General features: G+C 68.5%; 13 protein-coding genes. 1 reads left to right on the forward strand and 12 read right to left on the reverse strand.

Annotation, left to right across the window (positions count from 1 at the left end):
• Positions 1-46 precede the first annotated feature (46 nt).
• Positions 47-901: an NAD(P)-dependent oxidoreductase gene (locus ABD156_RS42150; protein ID WP_344286774.1), complete on the forward strand. Its 855-nt coding sequence runs from the start codon at positions 47-49 to the stop codon at positions 899-901.
• 45 nt (positions 902-946) lie between these two features.
• Here ABD156_RS42150 and ABD156_RS42155 read toward each other — a convergent pair whose 3' ends face one another.
• The 12 genes from ABD156_RS42155 to ABD156_RS42210 form a co-directional block, all read right to left on the reverse strand.
• Positions 947-1,402 carry a hypothetical protein gene (locus ABD156_RS42155; RefSeq protein ID WP_344286776.1) on the reverse strand — a complete coding sequence of 152 codons (456 nt, stop codon included), beginning with the start codon at positions 1,400-1,402 and terminating at the stop codon, positions 947-949.
• Positions 1,403-1,433: 31 nt separating this feature from the next.
• Positions 1,434-1,781, reverse strand: coding sequence for a hypothetical protein (locus ABD156_RS42160; protein ID WP_344286778.1), 348 nt, complete (start codon positions 1,779-1,781; stop codon positions 1,434-1,436).
• A 169-nt stretch (positions 1,782-1,950) separates the two neighbouring features.
• The gene (locus ABD156_RS42165) at positions 1,951-3,696 is read right to left on the reverse strand and encodes a CocE/NonD family hydrolase (protein WP_344286780.1); all 1,746 of its coding nucleotides are present in this window, start codon (positions 3,694-3,696) and stop codon (positions 1,951-1,953) included.
• A 24-nt stretch (positions 3,697-3,720) separates the two neighbouring features.
• The gene (locus ABD156_RS42170; RefSeq protein WP_344286782.1) at positions 3,721-4,947 is read right to left on the reverse strand and encodes an MFS transporter; all 1,227 of its coding nucleotides are present in this window, start codon (positions 4,945-4,947) and stop codon (positions 3,721-3,723) included.
• A gap of 98 nt (positions 4,948-5,045) precedes the next feature.
• Positions 5,046-6,023 (reverse strand): 5-oxoprolinase subunit C family protein, encoded by a 978-nt coding sequence (locus ABD156_RS42175; RefSeq protein WP_344286784.1) that lies wholly within the window; start codon positions 6,021-6,023, stop codon positions 5,046-5,048.
• Positions 6,017-6,913 carry a 5-oxoprolinase subunit B family protein gene (locus tag ABD156_RS42180; protein WP_344286786.1) on the reverse strand — a complete coding sequence of 299 codons (897 nt, stop codon included), beginning with the start codon at positions 6,911-6,913 and terminating at the stop codon, positions 6,017-6,019. The genes ABD156_RS42175 and ABD156_RS42180 overlap by 7 nt, the downstream gene beginning before the upstream one ends.
• Complete coding sequence (locus tag ABD156_RS42185; RefSeq protein ID WP_344286788.1) at positions 6,910-7,659, reverse strand: 5-oxoprolinase subunit PxpA; 750 nt, start codon at positions 7,657-7,659, stop codon at positions 6,910-6,912. The genes ABD156_RS42180 and ABD156_RS42185 overlap by 4 nt, the downstream gene beginning before the upstream one ends.
• Before the next feature lie 2 nt (positions 7,660-7,661).
• A complete protein-coding gene (locus tag ABD156_RS42190; RefSeq protein WP_344286790.1) occupies positions 7,662-8,984 on the reverse strand; it encodes an aspartate aminotransferase family protein in 1,323 nt (440 codons plus the stop codon).
• Positions 8,981-9,961 carry a phosphotransferase gene (locus ABD156_RS42195; protein WP_344286792.1) on the reverse strand — a complete coding sequence of 327 codons (981 nt, stop codon included), beginning with the start codon at positions 9,959-9,961 and terminating at the stop codon, positions 8,981-8,983. Before ABD156_RS42195 ends, ABD156_RS42190 begins: the two co-directional genes overlap by 4 nt.
• Positions 9,958-10,716, reverse strand: coding sequence for an SDR family NAD(P)-dependent oxidoreductase (locus ABD156_RS42200; RefSeq protein ID WP_344286794.1), 759 nt, complete (start codon positions 10,714-10,716; stop codon positions 9,958-9,960). The genes ABD156_RS42195 and ABD156_RS42200 overlap by 4 nt, the downstream gene beginning before the upstream one ends.
• A gap of 188 nt (positions 10,717-10,904) precedes the next feature.
• Positions 10,905-11,477, reverse strand: coding sequence for a TetR-like C-terminal domain-containing protein (locus ABD156_RS42205; RefSeq protein WP_344286796.1), 573 nt, complete (start codon positions 11,475-11,477; stop codon positions 10,905-10,907).
• Between the two features lie 23 nt (positions 11,478-11,500).
• A complete protein-coding gene (locus tag ABD156_RS42210; protein WP_377926010.1) occupies positions 11,501-12,997 on the reverse strand; it encodes an MFS transporter in 1,497 nt (498 codons plus the stop codon).
• Positions 12,998-13,019 lie beyond the last annotated feature (22 nt).

The raw sequence follows: 13,019 nt of genomic DNA on the forward strand, positions 1-13,019 counted from the left end.
GGACCTCTGACTTGATACGTCAAGTTGACACATCAGGAGGAACATCATGCGAACAGCAGCGGTGCTCGGCACCGGCGACGCGGGTTCCGCGATGGCGCGGCAGCTCCGGGAGCACGGCTTCGCGGTCCGCGCGTGGAACCGGACCGAATCCCGCGCCCAGCCGTTGACGGCACACGGCGTGGCGGTCTTCCCCACCGCCGCGGAGGCGGTGCGCACAGCCGAGGCCGTGCTCATCACAGTGTTCGACGCCGCAGCGGTGCTGGAGGTACTGCGTGAGATCGCACCGGCCCTCGACTCCGACGCGGTCGTGTTGCAGAGCGCGACCGTCGGCGCGGACATCGACGGGATTGTCCAGACCGCGGAACAGCTCGGCGTGACTTTGCTCGACGCGCCGTTCCTCGGCAACCCCAAGCGAGGCGGGCTCACGCTCATGGTCGCCGGAGCAGCCGAACCCAAGCGGCTCGCTAGCCCGGTTCTCGAGGCGCTCGCGTCCACTGTGGTCGATGTCGCGGACCGGCCGGGTGGTGCGAGCCTGCTGAAATTAGCCTGCAACGCCTGGCTTTTCGGCCTGAACGCGGTGGCCGCGCAGACCGCCGTGCTGACCGAAGCGTTCGGCTTGGATTTCCGGCTCTTCCTCGACGCCGTCGCCGGCTCGAAGGCCGACAGCCCGTACCTGCGTTATCGCGCGGCGCAGCTGACCGGCGAAACCGACGAGGTGCTCAGCCCGGTCCGCGCGGCGGTCAAAGACCTCGCCCACATCCGCGCCGCCGCGACGTCCGCCGGAGTCCCGGATCTGGTTCTGGACCACCTCGCGCGGCTCTACACCCAGGCCGCGGACAACGGACTCGCCGACCACGATCTGGCCGCGGTCCGCGTCGTCCTCGGAAAGCAGGCGGCATGACGATCCTGGCCGGAGTGCGCCGCTGGCACGTGACCGCCCAGCTAGTCACCGCACCACGACGTAGTCTCCACCGGCCCGGGCCGCGACGAGATCGGCGTGCGTCGACCCGCTGGTCAGGAAACGCCCCCGGACGACGCGGACCCAGGAACCGTCGAGAGGAAAGACGAGCACTAACTTCGTACCGTCAGTTCCGCGTAGCATCGAACCTTTTCTCAGGTTGCCGAGAAATTCGATGATGTCGCGTTCGATGTCCCCGGCGAATTCGCGATGGCGTTCCTGCGAGATGTCGTACAGATCGGTGTCGATGTCGTAGGTGACCCGCTTCCCGCTCGCCGGGTCCCGCGCCTCGAACTCCATCCCTAGCCACCGTTGCGGATCGACGATCACGGTGGCCTGCCATGTCAACCCGCTGAGCTGCCATCTCACCGGCGTGTCGTCGGCGACCACCGTCCAGGCGGTGGTCGCCGCCAGCTCGCGAAGGAAGTCAAGGAGGCCAGTCATGCCGCCGATTCTAAGCCGTGGACTGCCCGGCTCAGCGCACGGTGAACGGCAGGATCGAGTACGAATGCTGACAGTCCAGCGCCACCCAGTAATTCCCGTTCCCCGCCGGAGTCACGTCCGTCCGCACACTAGCCTGCGCGGTGCCGACGTAGGTGTGCGGGTTCGTCGGGAAACCGGTGAGCACGTTCGACCACAGCTGGCGCACCGGGCCGTCGTCCTTGGTGCATTGCCAGCTCATCGTCACCGGATCCCCGGGCGCGCCCGAGTTCGGATCGAGAGTCAGCTGCGAAGTCCTCGGCGACGCGGCCGAAGCAGGCCCCACCGCGCCGATCCCGGCCAGCCCCAGCACGCCAAGCAAGACAATTGTCCGGCGAATCATAACCCCTCCCCAGGTTTCGAACTCCTCACGATAGAACCGCGCACTTCGCTCTGTCCAGCCATCTCCGCGACCAGACGCCGCCCATCGAGAGCGGCGTCTGGCGGTTTCGCGAGACCGGCGGTTCCGTGCCGCGGGTTCGGCGGGTGACACCGGTTCGCGAAGTGTGCGGTCAGGCTCCGGGAATCCGGGGCAGCAGCAACTGCGGTCGCTGGTTTTCGTTGCTGTGCAAGGTAGTCCTCCCGCTGTACGCCGCGCGGTCGCGGTCGCCGGGGAGTTCGTGCCAGTACGCACCGCTCCCGCGGACTTCGCGGCCGTAAGTTAGCTCATGCGGGCCGGGCAAATGGTGCTCGTAATCCTGGCCGCGCACGGACACCCCGAGCGCGTAACCAGCCGGGACCACGATCGAGAACGGCCAGATTTCCACGTCCGCCTCGTACACCTCTCCAGGCGTCAGCGGCGACACCGCGGTGTGCCGCTGCCAAGGACGATACGGGCGGGAAAGTTCCGGGTCGAGTTCGCGGTGCGACAGGCGCAGCCAGCCCTGACCGACCGGACCGTGCGGCTCGAAAGCAGTCGGGAAAAGGACTTCGACGCCATCGGGATCGAACAGGTGTACCGTGACGAAGAGATCCGCGTCCTCAGTCGTCGACGAAACGAACAATTTCAACGCCGCCGGACCGGTGTATTCCACTGCTTGCGAAGCGGACGGCAGGGTGAACAGCAGCCCTTCCGACCGCGCGACGAACTCCGCTTGCTGCCAGCCGGACGGAGCGTGTTCGGTCAGTGCGCGAGTGCCGAGGTCGAGATGCAGCGCGGTCCATTCGGTGCGCGCGAGCGGCCATTCCCGTTCGTGGCGCAGGAAAAAGCTGTCCGGCGTGCGTACCTGCAATTGAACCGGTGGCTGCGCGTCCCAGCCGTTGGCTTCGCCCTTGAGGAAATGGTCGAAGAACCGGCGCTGCACGTCGAGGCCGTAGTCGGTGTAGAACTCCGTCCAGTGCTCCAGCCCGTGCACCTCCAGCCACTTCTGCTCGGACGAAACCCGTTGGAATCCCTCGAAGTTGCCGCGCGAATGCAGCCCCATGCCACCCCAGTTCGAGGAGGACAGGACCGGGACGGTGATTTTCTCCAGCACCGCGGTCCGGTCCTGGTAGTAGTTGTCGACGACCGGCCGTTCGAGCAGAACGTCGGAGATCCGGATCTCGGCCGCCGCCAGTTCTTCCTCGGTACGCACGGGTTTCCCGGACACGCGGCGGCCGGTGTTCGGGTTGACCGGCGAGTCGGCGCGGCCGTGCTGGATGCGCAGCACCTGGTTCGGAGCCCAACTCGGCATGAACTCCGTCGGGATCCCGCCATGGTGGGTGTATTCGCGGAAATAGTCGGACGCGCCCTCCCACGGGCAGATGGCTTTCAGGTGCGGCGGGGACAGCGCGGCGGCCAGCCATTGATTGGTCGCGAGATAGGAGATGCCGAGCATCCCTACGTTGCCGTTGCTCCACTCTTGGACCCCGGCCCATTCGATCGCCTCGTAAAGATCTTGCGCCTCACGCGGCGAGAAGAAGTCGATCGCCCCTTCGCTGCCGCCGGTGCCGCGCACGTCGATCCGCACGCACACGTAGCCCTCCGGCACCCACCGCTCCGGGTCCGGATACTCCCAAACCTGGTACGCCCCGGTCGAAGTAGCGACCACTTCGGGATGATCGCGCACCAGTGCGGCGAACTGCGAAGGGAACCCGTCAGCGAACGAAAGCCCCTTTCCGTACGGACTGGCCGCGAGCAGCACCGGATGCGGCTGGTCGTCGTCCGGCCGGAAGATGTCCGCGGCGAGCGTCACGCCGTCGCTCATCGTGAGCCGGACGTCCCAGTCGACCCGCATGCCGTCGCGCACTTCGGAATACGGTTCGTAGTGCTGTGTCATGATTTTCCTCTCTGTCCTTTGTGGTCAGTCGCGCGGCTTGCCCATCGCGGCCATCGCGACGAGGCCGACGACGGGGATCGCGCACAGCTGGACGACTCCGGCGGTGTGCCATCCCAAACCGGATTTGACGGCCGCGAAGAAATAGCCGGACACACTCGCCGGGAGATACATCGCCGCGACGAACAGCCCGCTCGCCCGGCCCGCCTTCGCGGCGGGCACCGAACGCTGCATGAGCGCGTTCGTGGTGGTGTAGACGATCCCGGTGAACGCGATCCCGAGCACCAGCGAAAGCACGAGCTGCGCGGGATAGGCGTCGGCGAAGGCGAAAATGCCCGCCCCGCACCCGGCGATCGCGGCGAATCCGACGAGGTTGACCAGCCGCTGGTCGAGCCGGTCGGCGAACATCCCGCAGAAGACCGACGTGAGCGCACCGAGCCCGAACATGCCCGCGGCGACCGAGATCTGGCTGCCGGAGTAGCCGTGCGCCTCGCGGAGATAGGTGGGATACAGCCCGAGGTAACCGTAGATGGAGAAGCCCGCGGCGAGGGTGGCGATGGCGCAGCAGACGACCCGGCGGTTGAAGAACCGGATCTCCGTACCGGGAGCCGGCATCTCACGGGGCATCTCCTGGCGTCCGGTTTCCGTCACCGACCGCGGCACCGTGAACGCCATGACGACGAGGATGACCAGGCCGAGCCCGCCGAACACCAGCAGCGGAACGCGCCAGTTCCCGGTCGAAGACAGCAGCGCGCCGCCCCACAACGGGCCGGCGAACGCGCCGAGCCCGAACGCCGCGTTGATCGACCCGATCGCCACCGCGCGGTTGCGGTGGAAGTACGCGCCGACGGCCGCGTACAGCGCCGCGTTCTGCGCTCCTTCGCCGACGCCGGACAGGATCCGCCACGCCGTCAGGTCGACGAGCCCGTGCGCCGTCGCCTGCAGCGCGCAGGTGATCGAGAACAGCAGCAGGCTCGCGATGATGACCCGTTTGCGCCCGATCCGGTCGGCCAGGTACCCCGCCGGGATGCCGGCGAGGCCCATGCCGAGGGTGAAGATCGTGGACAGCGTCCCGGCCTGGGTGCCGGTGAGCAGGTAGGTCTGCTTGATGTCCGGCAGCAGGATGGCGAACACCTGCCGGTCCATCGCGTTGACGAGGTAGGTCAGGTCGAGGACGAGCAGGATGAGCAGGGTCCGGACGGTCCAGGGCGAGGCATGCCTCGGGGCGGCGACGGCGAGGTCGGGAGTGGTCATGGCGGGGCTCCTCGGAACGAGGCGGGTACGAGCGGCGCTGGCGAACGAGTGCGTTCGCGCCGTCCTCCGGGGACGGCCGGGTGCTGCCGGAAGACAGGTCAGTACAGGGAAAGCAACCGCAGCCCACGCCGCACCTGGTCGAGCCGGTCGCGGCTCTCGCGGCGGGCGGCGACAGCCTGGTCGAGCGACACCGGCACGAAACGGACCGTGTCCGGTGCTTTGAGCTGGGCGAGCACGTCGAGGTCGGCGGTCACGACGGTGCCGATCGTGGCGTAGCCGCCGCCGGTCACGGCGTCGCGCAGCAGGCAGATGGCCTCCTCGCCGTTGGGGACCTGCACCGAGCCGACCGGGTAGCCGAGGTCGACCACGTTGCTGGGGTTGTCGCCCGCGCCGAACGGGGCTTCGCGGTCCACGAACCGCAGTGCCGGGCCGATCAGCCTGCGGCCGGTGCGGTCGGATTCGGCGGAGACGGTGAACGTGGAGGAGAAGAATTCCCGGACGCTCTCGTCGGTGAAGCGGTACCGGCACAACCCTTCGACCAGCCGCAACGGTTGGTGTCCGCCGAGCGCGGGTCGCAGCCGGGGATCGACGGTGCTGCCCTCGCCGGGACAGAATTCCTCGGTCTCGTCGCCGATCGGCAGGGTGTCGCCGGCAGCGAGCGGACGGCCGATCGCCGAACTCTGGTAAGTGGATCGGCTGCCGAGGAACGGCTCCGTCGCGATCCCGCCGCGCACCGCGAGGTAGGCGTGGCAGCCGGTGCGCAGCGTGCCGATTCGCAGTACTTCTCCCGTATCCACGGACAGCGTCCGCCAGCACCCGGCGCGCGTTCCGTCGATGCTGATCTCGGCTTCGCCGCCGGTGACCGCCACGGTGGCCGGTTCCGCGAAGCGCAGCTCCGGGCCGATCATGGTGATCTCCAGCGTCGCCGCGGTTTTATCGTTTCCTACCAACAGGTTTGCGCAGCGGTGTGAGTACTGGTCGAGCGCGCCAGAAGGAGGCAGACCGATGGCGTATTGCCCGGCGCGGCCGAGGTCTTGGACGAGCGTGCGAGCGCCCGGGGCGAGGACGGTCAGCATGACAACGCCGCCGTTAGCTTCCGCGGATAGCCGGCCGGATCGGCGAGGAATTCGGCGAGCGCGAACCGGACCGGTGCCCGATGGTATCGGTAGCGGCCTTCGCGGGAATCGGTGCGCAGTTGCGCGTACTCCTCACCGGAAATGGGACGGAAGCTCAGCAGCGTCGAAATCGTGGCGAGCACTTTCGACGTCTCGAACCCGGGCGTCCGCTGCGCGAGATCGGCGACGGGAACCGGGGAACGGCCAAGCAGCTGGTAGCCGCCGACGCCCGCGGTGGGATAGACGACGGTGAACGCGCCGCCGTGCGCGACTGCCCTCGCCGGGGTTTCGGTCCGCGGCCGCAGGTATTTCGGGACTTGGAGTTGCCGTTCGCGCGGAACGAGCTGGACGCATTCGGTGTTTCCCGGCTTGAAACACGGGAAAGTGACGATGAAGGGTGCCGACGAATGCGCGGTTACGAGGTCAGCCGCAGATGTCAGCCCGTTGACGCGCGCGGTATAGGCGAGATCGGTCTCCCCCGCCGACTGGTGCCGGTCGCGGAACTTCATACAGACCCGCTCGGTCTCTGGATCTCCGTACCAGACCGGGATTTCGACGATCTCCGTATCCAGTGCGACCGATCCCGCTTCTCCGAACCGCTCGTGCAGCCGGGCCAGCGTTCGTACCAGTTCGCGCGGGTGCACAACCTCGGGATCGACACGCACGAGGTAGCTGGCGTTCGCCGGGGCGACGTCGAGGATTCCGGGAAGCTCGCGCCGGGACAACTCGCCGGTGATCGCCTGGATTCGCAAGGCCTGCGCGAGATCCATGCTTTCGCAGACCTCGACGAACACGAACTCGTCGCCGCCGAAACTGGCCCGGGCGCCGTCGGCGAAAACCTCGTAGCTCATGCCGCACGCACCACGAACCCGGCCGCCTCAAGACGTCGACGCACCGCCTCCGCGACCGCCACCGCGTTCGGTCGATCACCGTGCACGCACACCGAGCGCACCGGCATCGGAATCACCGTTCCGTCGACCGTCCGGGCCGTCCCGCGCGCCATTTCCAGCGCCCGATCTGCCACCGCGGCCGGGTCCTTGGCCTGCGGGACGGGTTCGACGAGGTTGATGCCGTCCTGGTCGAAGTCGAGATCGGCCGCGTTCTCCGGGATCACCGGCAGCCCGGCCGCGACCACCGCACGCAGTGCCTCGGCAGGCGCGAACATCAGCGGCACTCCAGGCAAAACCGACTGAAGCTCTCGCGTGACGGCGACCGCCAGCTCCGGCGAACGGCAGATCCGGCCCATCAGCGCACCGTGCGGTTTGACGTGCGTGAGCGGCACCTCCTCGACCGCCGCGAGTCCGGCGAGCGCGCCGACCTGGTAGAGGATGTAGTCGACCACGTCGGAATCGGTCGCCGGCAAGGCCCGGCGGCCGAAGCCCAGCAGATCCGGGTAGCCGGGGTGGGCTCCGGCGGCGATCCCGGCGTTCCGCGCGCGGACCAGGGACGCGCGCATGGTCGCCGGGTCGCCCGCGTGGTAGCCGCACGCGATGTTGGCGGTGGTGATGTGCTGGAACAGGGCGGCGTCGTCGCCGAGGGTCCAGCGGCCGAAGCTCTCGCCGGCGTCGGCGTTCAGGTCGATCGTCGGTGCGGTCATGCTCACCTCCGGACTCGGGCGGCCGCGTCGGCGAAGCGCGCCAGCAGCAGGGCGGCGTCGGCGGCGGAAAACACCAGCGGCGGCCGGATTTTGACGACGTTGCCGTGCGGCCCGGACGCCGACACGAGCACGAGGTTCTCGCGCAGATCGTCCACAAGGGACTGAGCGAGCGCCCGGTCCGGCTCGGTGCTGTCCGGTGCGGTCACCTCGATCCCGAGGAACAGTCCGGCACCGCGCGCCTCGACGAGGAACGAATGCGCCTCGACAATTTCGGCAAAGCCGCTGAGCAACTGTGCGCCGATCTCACGGGCGTTGTCGATCAGTCCTTCGCGCTCGATGGTGCGGAGCACCGCCGAGGCCGCCGCGATCGGCACGTTGCTGCCGCCGAAAGTGTTGAAGTAGCGAACCTTCTGGCCGAATTCCCGGCCGATCTCGTTCCGCAGCACGGTCGCGGCCACCGGGATCCCGTTGCCCATCGGCTTTCCCAGCGTCACCAGGTCGGGCACGACGTCGTGTCGGCCGAAGCCCCACCATCCGGCTCCGGTGCGACCGAATCCGGCTTGGACTTCGTCGGCGAGGTAAACCCCGCCGGCCGCACGGACTTCGGCGGCGAGGACGCTGAGCAGATCCGTCGGGAACGGCTGCACACCGTCGGAAGAGAAGATGCTGTCCACCACGAGCGCGCAGACGCCAAAGCCGTGCCGCTGGAGGTCTTCGATGGCTGCCCGAATCTCGATGCGAAGCAGATCCGTCACATTGTGGTGCCGCAACGGATCTGGTGCGCTGATCGTGCGCACGTGCGGGCCCAGCGGTGAAGCCGGACCGAGGGACGGGGAGAAGGCGGCGACCTCGGCGGTCACGCCGTGATACGCGTTGCGCGTGACGATGACCCCGGTGTTTCCGGTGTGCGCCCGTGCGATTCTCAACGCCAGGTCGTTCGCTTCCGAACCGGTGCAGGTGTAGGTGACCCGGTCGAGTTCCGCCGGGAAGGTCGCGAGCAGCCGTTCGGAGAAATCGAGCAGATCCGTTTGCAGGTAACGGGTGTTCGTGGTGAGCGTCGACAACTGCCGCGTTACCGCCTCGACGACGGCCGGGTGGCAATGGCCGAGCGAGACGACGTTGTTGTAGGCGTCGAGATACTCGTTGCCGGCAGGGTCGTAAAGGTGCACGCCCGAGCCCCGACTGACTTCGACCGGGTTGGTGTAGAACAGCTGGTAGCCCGGCCCGAGCACCTTCGCGCGCCGATCGATCAGCTCGCGAATATGCTGTGGTTGAGCGGATAGATGCTCGCTCGTGAAACCGTTGACCATTTCCGGACGGGTCATCGCCGCACCTCCAGCACTCGTTCGGCCGCCGCGGGGAGGTCCGCGTGTGCGGCACGGGCGGCGTCCCAGTCCCGGGAAGCGTGCGAATGGACGTAATCCGCACGGGCCGGATCCTGCCGAGCCCGCCAGGAAGCGATCAGTGCGCGCTGCACCAATCTCGCGGTGGCCAGCAACGGAAGCAGCGCCAGTTCTTCTTCGGCGACCGGCCTGATCTGGAGGTAGCCGCGCAGCCACGCCAGCGGGGCCGCCCACAGGTCCGTCGCGTCCGGGTCGAGGAGGTTGGAGAGCGCGATGGCGAGGTCGAAAACCACCGCTGTGCTGAGCACGTCGCCGAAGTCGAGCACCCCGGCCAGCTCCCCGTTCGCGCCGACGAGGATGTTGTGCGGGCTCAGGTCGTTGTGCACCAGCTGGGTTTCCAGTTCGCCCGGACGGACCCGGGCCGCGCACTCCGCCAGGATCTCGTGCGCGAGCCCGTTCGTGGGCTCGAGCGCGCCGAGATGGCGCAGATCCCAGAGCAAGGTCCGGTTCCCGCCGCGGAAGCCGGCGAGCGCACGGGTGAGCTGCCCGTGCCAACGCCCGAAAGGCTCCGGGTCCGCCGGGCGCCCGGCCAGCGGCTCCCCCGGCAAGAACGAGAGAACCCGCAACGACCGGCCGCTCGCGAGGTCGTGCAGATCCGCACCGTCCACACCGGACTTCACCACGGGAACCGGCAGCTCAGGTGCGGTGCGCTCAAGATGCTGCAACACCTCCGTCTGCAGCACCAGGTCCTCGCGCGCTTCACCGCTCACCTTGACCAGGTAGCGCGCATCCGCCGCATGAAGGACGAACGTCTCGTCCTTCTCCGACGCCATCCGTTCCAACCGGCCGGATAAGCCGTGCAGTTCTTCAAGCGCCGCAAGCACTACCGCTTCGTCGAGCGGTTTTGTGACCACGTCGAGCCCGCTCGCGGCCACGAGTTCGCGGAACTCGGGCTTCACGACGCCACCCAGCCGCCGTCGATCAGCAGGCTGGCGCCGTGGATGTACGACGCGGCGGGCGACGCGAGGAACGCGACTGCGGGCGCGATGTCGCCGACTTCGCCGACGCGCCCCGCCGGAGTCGAGTCGAGCATCTGACGCTCGTAATCGGAATCCGCGAGCAGATGCGCGTTGATGCTCGTGCGCACGTTGCCCGGCGCGACCGCGTTCACCCGGATGCCCTGCGGCGCGAACTCGGCGGTCAGCGATTTGACCAGCAGTTCCACCGCGCCCTTGGTCGCGCAGTAGGCGCTGGAGTTCGGGAACCCGACGTGCCCGCAGATGGACGAAACGAAGATGACGCTGCTGCCGTCGCCGAGGTGTTCGGACGCCGCCCTGGTCAGCCTGAACGGCGCGCGGACGTTGGTCGCCCACTGCGCGTCGAGCAGCTCGTCGGTGGTGTCGGCGAACGGCGTCGGCAGGAAAACCCCGGCGGCGTGCACGAGCACGTCGATGCCGCCGAAGCGGGCGACCGCGCGGTCCACGACCTCCTTGGGCCCGGCCGCGGTCGCGAGATCGGCGACGATCGGCTCCGCCTCCGCACCCGCCGCGGCCAGTTCCCCGGCCACCGCCCCGAGCCGCTGAGAATCCCGCCCCACCAGGGCAATCCGCGCCCCGGCGGAGCCGAGCTCACGAGCGATCTGCGCCCCGATCCCGGAACTCGCCCCGGTGACGACGGCGGTCCGATCACGAAGCGGTGGTGCGCTGCCGGTCATGAGGACTCCGCTCTTAACGTTAGAAAACTTGCACTAACGAGAAGTATGCGAAGACGCGACCACTAATGCAAGAGATCCTGCAGTTAGATTTTTCAGCCGCCGTCAGACGTCCGTGAGGGGAACCCTGAGGGACTCAGAGTCCGTCAGGGTTCCCCTCACGTCCCTTGGCGAAGCAGGGGCAGCTGGCCTCAAGCAGTCGCGAGCGCCCGATCCACCAGCGCCGCCAACTCCGTATCCGGCGGCTCATACCCGAAAATCGCCCGCAGGTAGATCGGCGCCAGCACCACGTCGAAAACATGCGCCACCGTCGGCGGCTTCCCGCCGTCGGCCGCGACCCGGTCCAACGCCCGCTGCAGCTGCGCGGTCCGCTGCCGCAAATACCCGGCCGCATCGGCAGCAGCCTGCTCGTCCTGCCCGCCCCCGAGCGGAGACGTGGCCGCGGCCAGCGCACGGAACAGTGCGAACCCCTCGCGCGTCTTCACCTGTCCGGCGACCGCGTGCGCCCAGTCGAGCAGGTCGCGGCGCAGGTCACCGCTGTCCGGGAAAGGGGCTTCCTCGTTGAGCTGCGTGACGGCGACGTCGAGGACCAGCGACTCGATCCGTCCCCACCGCCGGTAGATCGTCACCTCGTGCACGCCCGACCGTTCGGACACCTCCCGCACCGACGGCTGGTCGCGTCCCTCGGCGAACAGCTCGCGCACGGCGTTGTGCACCGCCGCGCGCGTACGAGCGGTTCGGCCTCCAGGACGGGTGTCTGCCATACGACCAGGCTAGCGTTCGCGGTTCAGGCCGCCGGGTCAGCGGGCAGCGGCAAGGGACCGCTGCGGAACAGCAGCGCGGCCAGCAGCGCGCTGCCGAGGAAGACCGCCGCCGCGATCCAGAACACCAGGCGGTATCCGGCGAAGGTCGCCTCGGCAAGGGTCCCGGACGCCGGATGCGCGGCCAGGTATCCGGCGATCGCGGACGTCGCGAGCGAGCTGAACACCGCGGTGCCGATGGAGCCGCCGATCTGCTGGGCCGTCGTCACCAGCGCGGACGCCACCCCGGCGTCGCCGGGCTCGACACCGCTGGTCGCAGCGTTCTGCACCGAGCCGAAGATGCACCCGAACCCCACGCCGGTCACGAGCAGGGCGGGCAGGATGTTCGCGGCGTAGGTCGAGTCCGCGCCGATTCCGGTGAGGATGACCATGCCGACCGCGGCGAGAAGACAGCCCAGAGTGACGATCGGCCGCGGCCCCCAGCGCGGCAGCAGCACCGCCCCGGAGAACACCGCTCCGGCCATGACCAGACCGATCATCGGGAGGAACGCGACGCCGGTCTGCACCGGGCTGAACCCGAGCGTGTTCGCGAGGTAGAACGTGAGGAACAGGAACACCGCGAACATCCCGGTCCCGCTGATTGCCAGGGTCAGATACGCCGCGCCCCGGACCCGGTCCAGGATCACCCGCAGCGGCAGCAGTGGATGGGCGGTGCGGCGTTCGACGACCGCGAAGACGGCGATGAGCGCGACACCCGCGAGCACTGGCCCGAGCGTCCGGAGGTCGTGCCAGCCGTTCCGTTCCGCGGTGCCGAGGCCGAAGACGATCCCGATCAGGCCGAGGACCACGGCGACCGTGCCCGCGATGTCGAGCCGGACCCGCCGCAGCCGCTCGCCGTCGTGGAGCAGCACCAGCCCGCCGGCGAACGCGACCGCCGCGATGATCAGGTTGACGTAGAGGCACCACCGCCACGACAGGCCCTGCGTGAGGACGCCGCCGAGCAGCAATCCCACCGCTCCGCCCGCACCGGAGATCGCGCCGAAGATCCCGAACGCGCGGCCGCGTTCCTTGGCGTCGTCGGCGAAAGTGATGGACAGCAAGGACAATGCGGCCGGCGCGAGCATCGCGGCGAATGCGCCCTGTCCGATTCGCGCGGCCAGCAAGGTCGCGAAGTTCCCGGCGGCGCCGCCGACCGCGGAGGCGAGCGCGAACCCGCCGATGCCGACGAGGAAGAGCCGCTTCCGGCCGAAGTAGTCAGCCAATCTGCCGCCGAGGAGCAGCAGGCTGCCGAACGCGAGCGCGTAGCCGGTCAGCACCCATTGCCGGTAGTCGGCGGGGAATCCGAGGTCGTGCTGCGCGCTCGGAAGGGCGATGTTGACGATGGTGGAGTCGAGGATGTCCATCAGCTGGGCGAGGCTCAGCACGACGAGCGCCAGCCAGCGATGCTTGTGGCGCACGGCGTTTCCGGGCGCGCTCCGGGGAGCCGGCTGGGTGGTCCCGGCCGGCGAGAGGTCAGAATTCATGAAGTTCTCTCGATTGAGTAGT

This window comes from Amycolatopsis albidoflavus (assembly GCF_039525725.1).
Lineage (GTDB): Bacteria > Actinomycetota > Actinomycetes > Mycobacteriales > Pseudonocardiaceae > Amycolatopsis > Amycolatopsis albidoflava.

Coding starts and splice junctions, on each gene's coding strand:
- ABD156_RS42185 (WP_344286788.1), bottom strand. CDS start 7,659: ATGACCGCACCGACGATCGACCTGAACGCCGACGCCGGCGAGAGCTTC.
- ABD156_RS42190 (WP_344286790.1), bottom strand. CDS start 8,984: ATGACCCGTCCGGAAATGGTCAACGGTTTCACGAGCGAGCATCTATCC.
- ABD156_RS42210 (WP_377926010.1), bottom strand. CDS start 12,997: ATGAATTCTGACCTCTCGCCGGCCGGGACCACCCAGCCGGCTCCCCGG.
- ABD156_RS42180 (WP_344286786.1), bottom strand. CDS start 6,913: ATGAGCTACGAGGTTTTCGCCGACGGCGCCCGGGCCAGTTTCGGCGGC.
- ABD156_RS42160 (WP_344286778.1), bottom strand. CDS start 1,781: ATGATTCGCCGGACAATTGTCTTGCTTGGCGTGCTGGGGCTGGCCGGG.
- ABD156_RS42155 (WP_344286776.1), bottom strand. CDS start 1,402: ATGACTGGCCTCCTTGACTTCCTTCGCGAGCTGGCGGCGACCACCGCC.
- ABD156_RS42165 (WP_344286780.1), bottom strand. CDS start 3,696: ATGACACAGCACTACGAACCGTATTCCGAAGTGCGCGACGGCATGCGG.
- ABD156_RS42150 (WP_344286774.1), top strand. CDS start 47: ATGCGAACAGCAGCGGTGCTCGGCACCGGCGACGCGGGTTCCGCGATG.
- ABD156_RS42170 (WP_344286782.1), bottom strand. CDS start 4,947: ATGACCACTCCCGACCTCGCCGTCGCCGCCCCGAGGCATGCCTCGCCC.
- ABD156_RS42175 (WP_344286784.1), bottom strand. CDS start 6,023: ATGCTGACCGTCCTCGCCCCGGGCGCTCGCACGCTCGTCCAAGACCTC.
- ABD156_RS42205 (WP_344286796.1), bottom strand. CDS start 11,477: ATGGCAGACACCCGTCCTGGAGGCCGAACCGCTCGTACGCGCGCGGCG.
- ABD156_RS42200 (WP_344286794.1), bottom strand. CDS start 10,716: ATGACCGGCAGCGCACCACCGCTTCGTGATCGGACCGCCGTCGTCACC.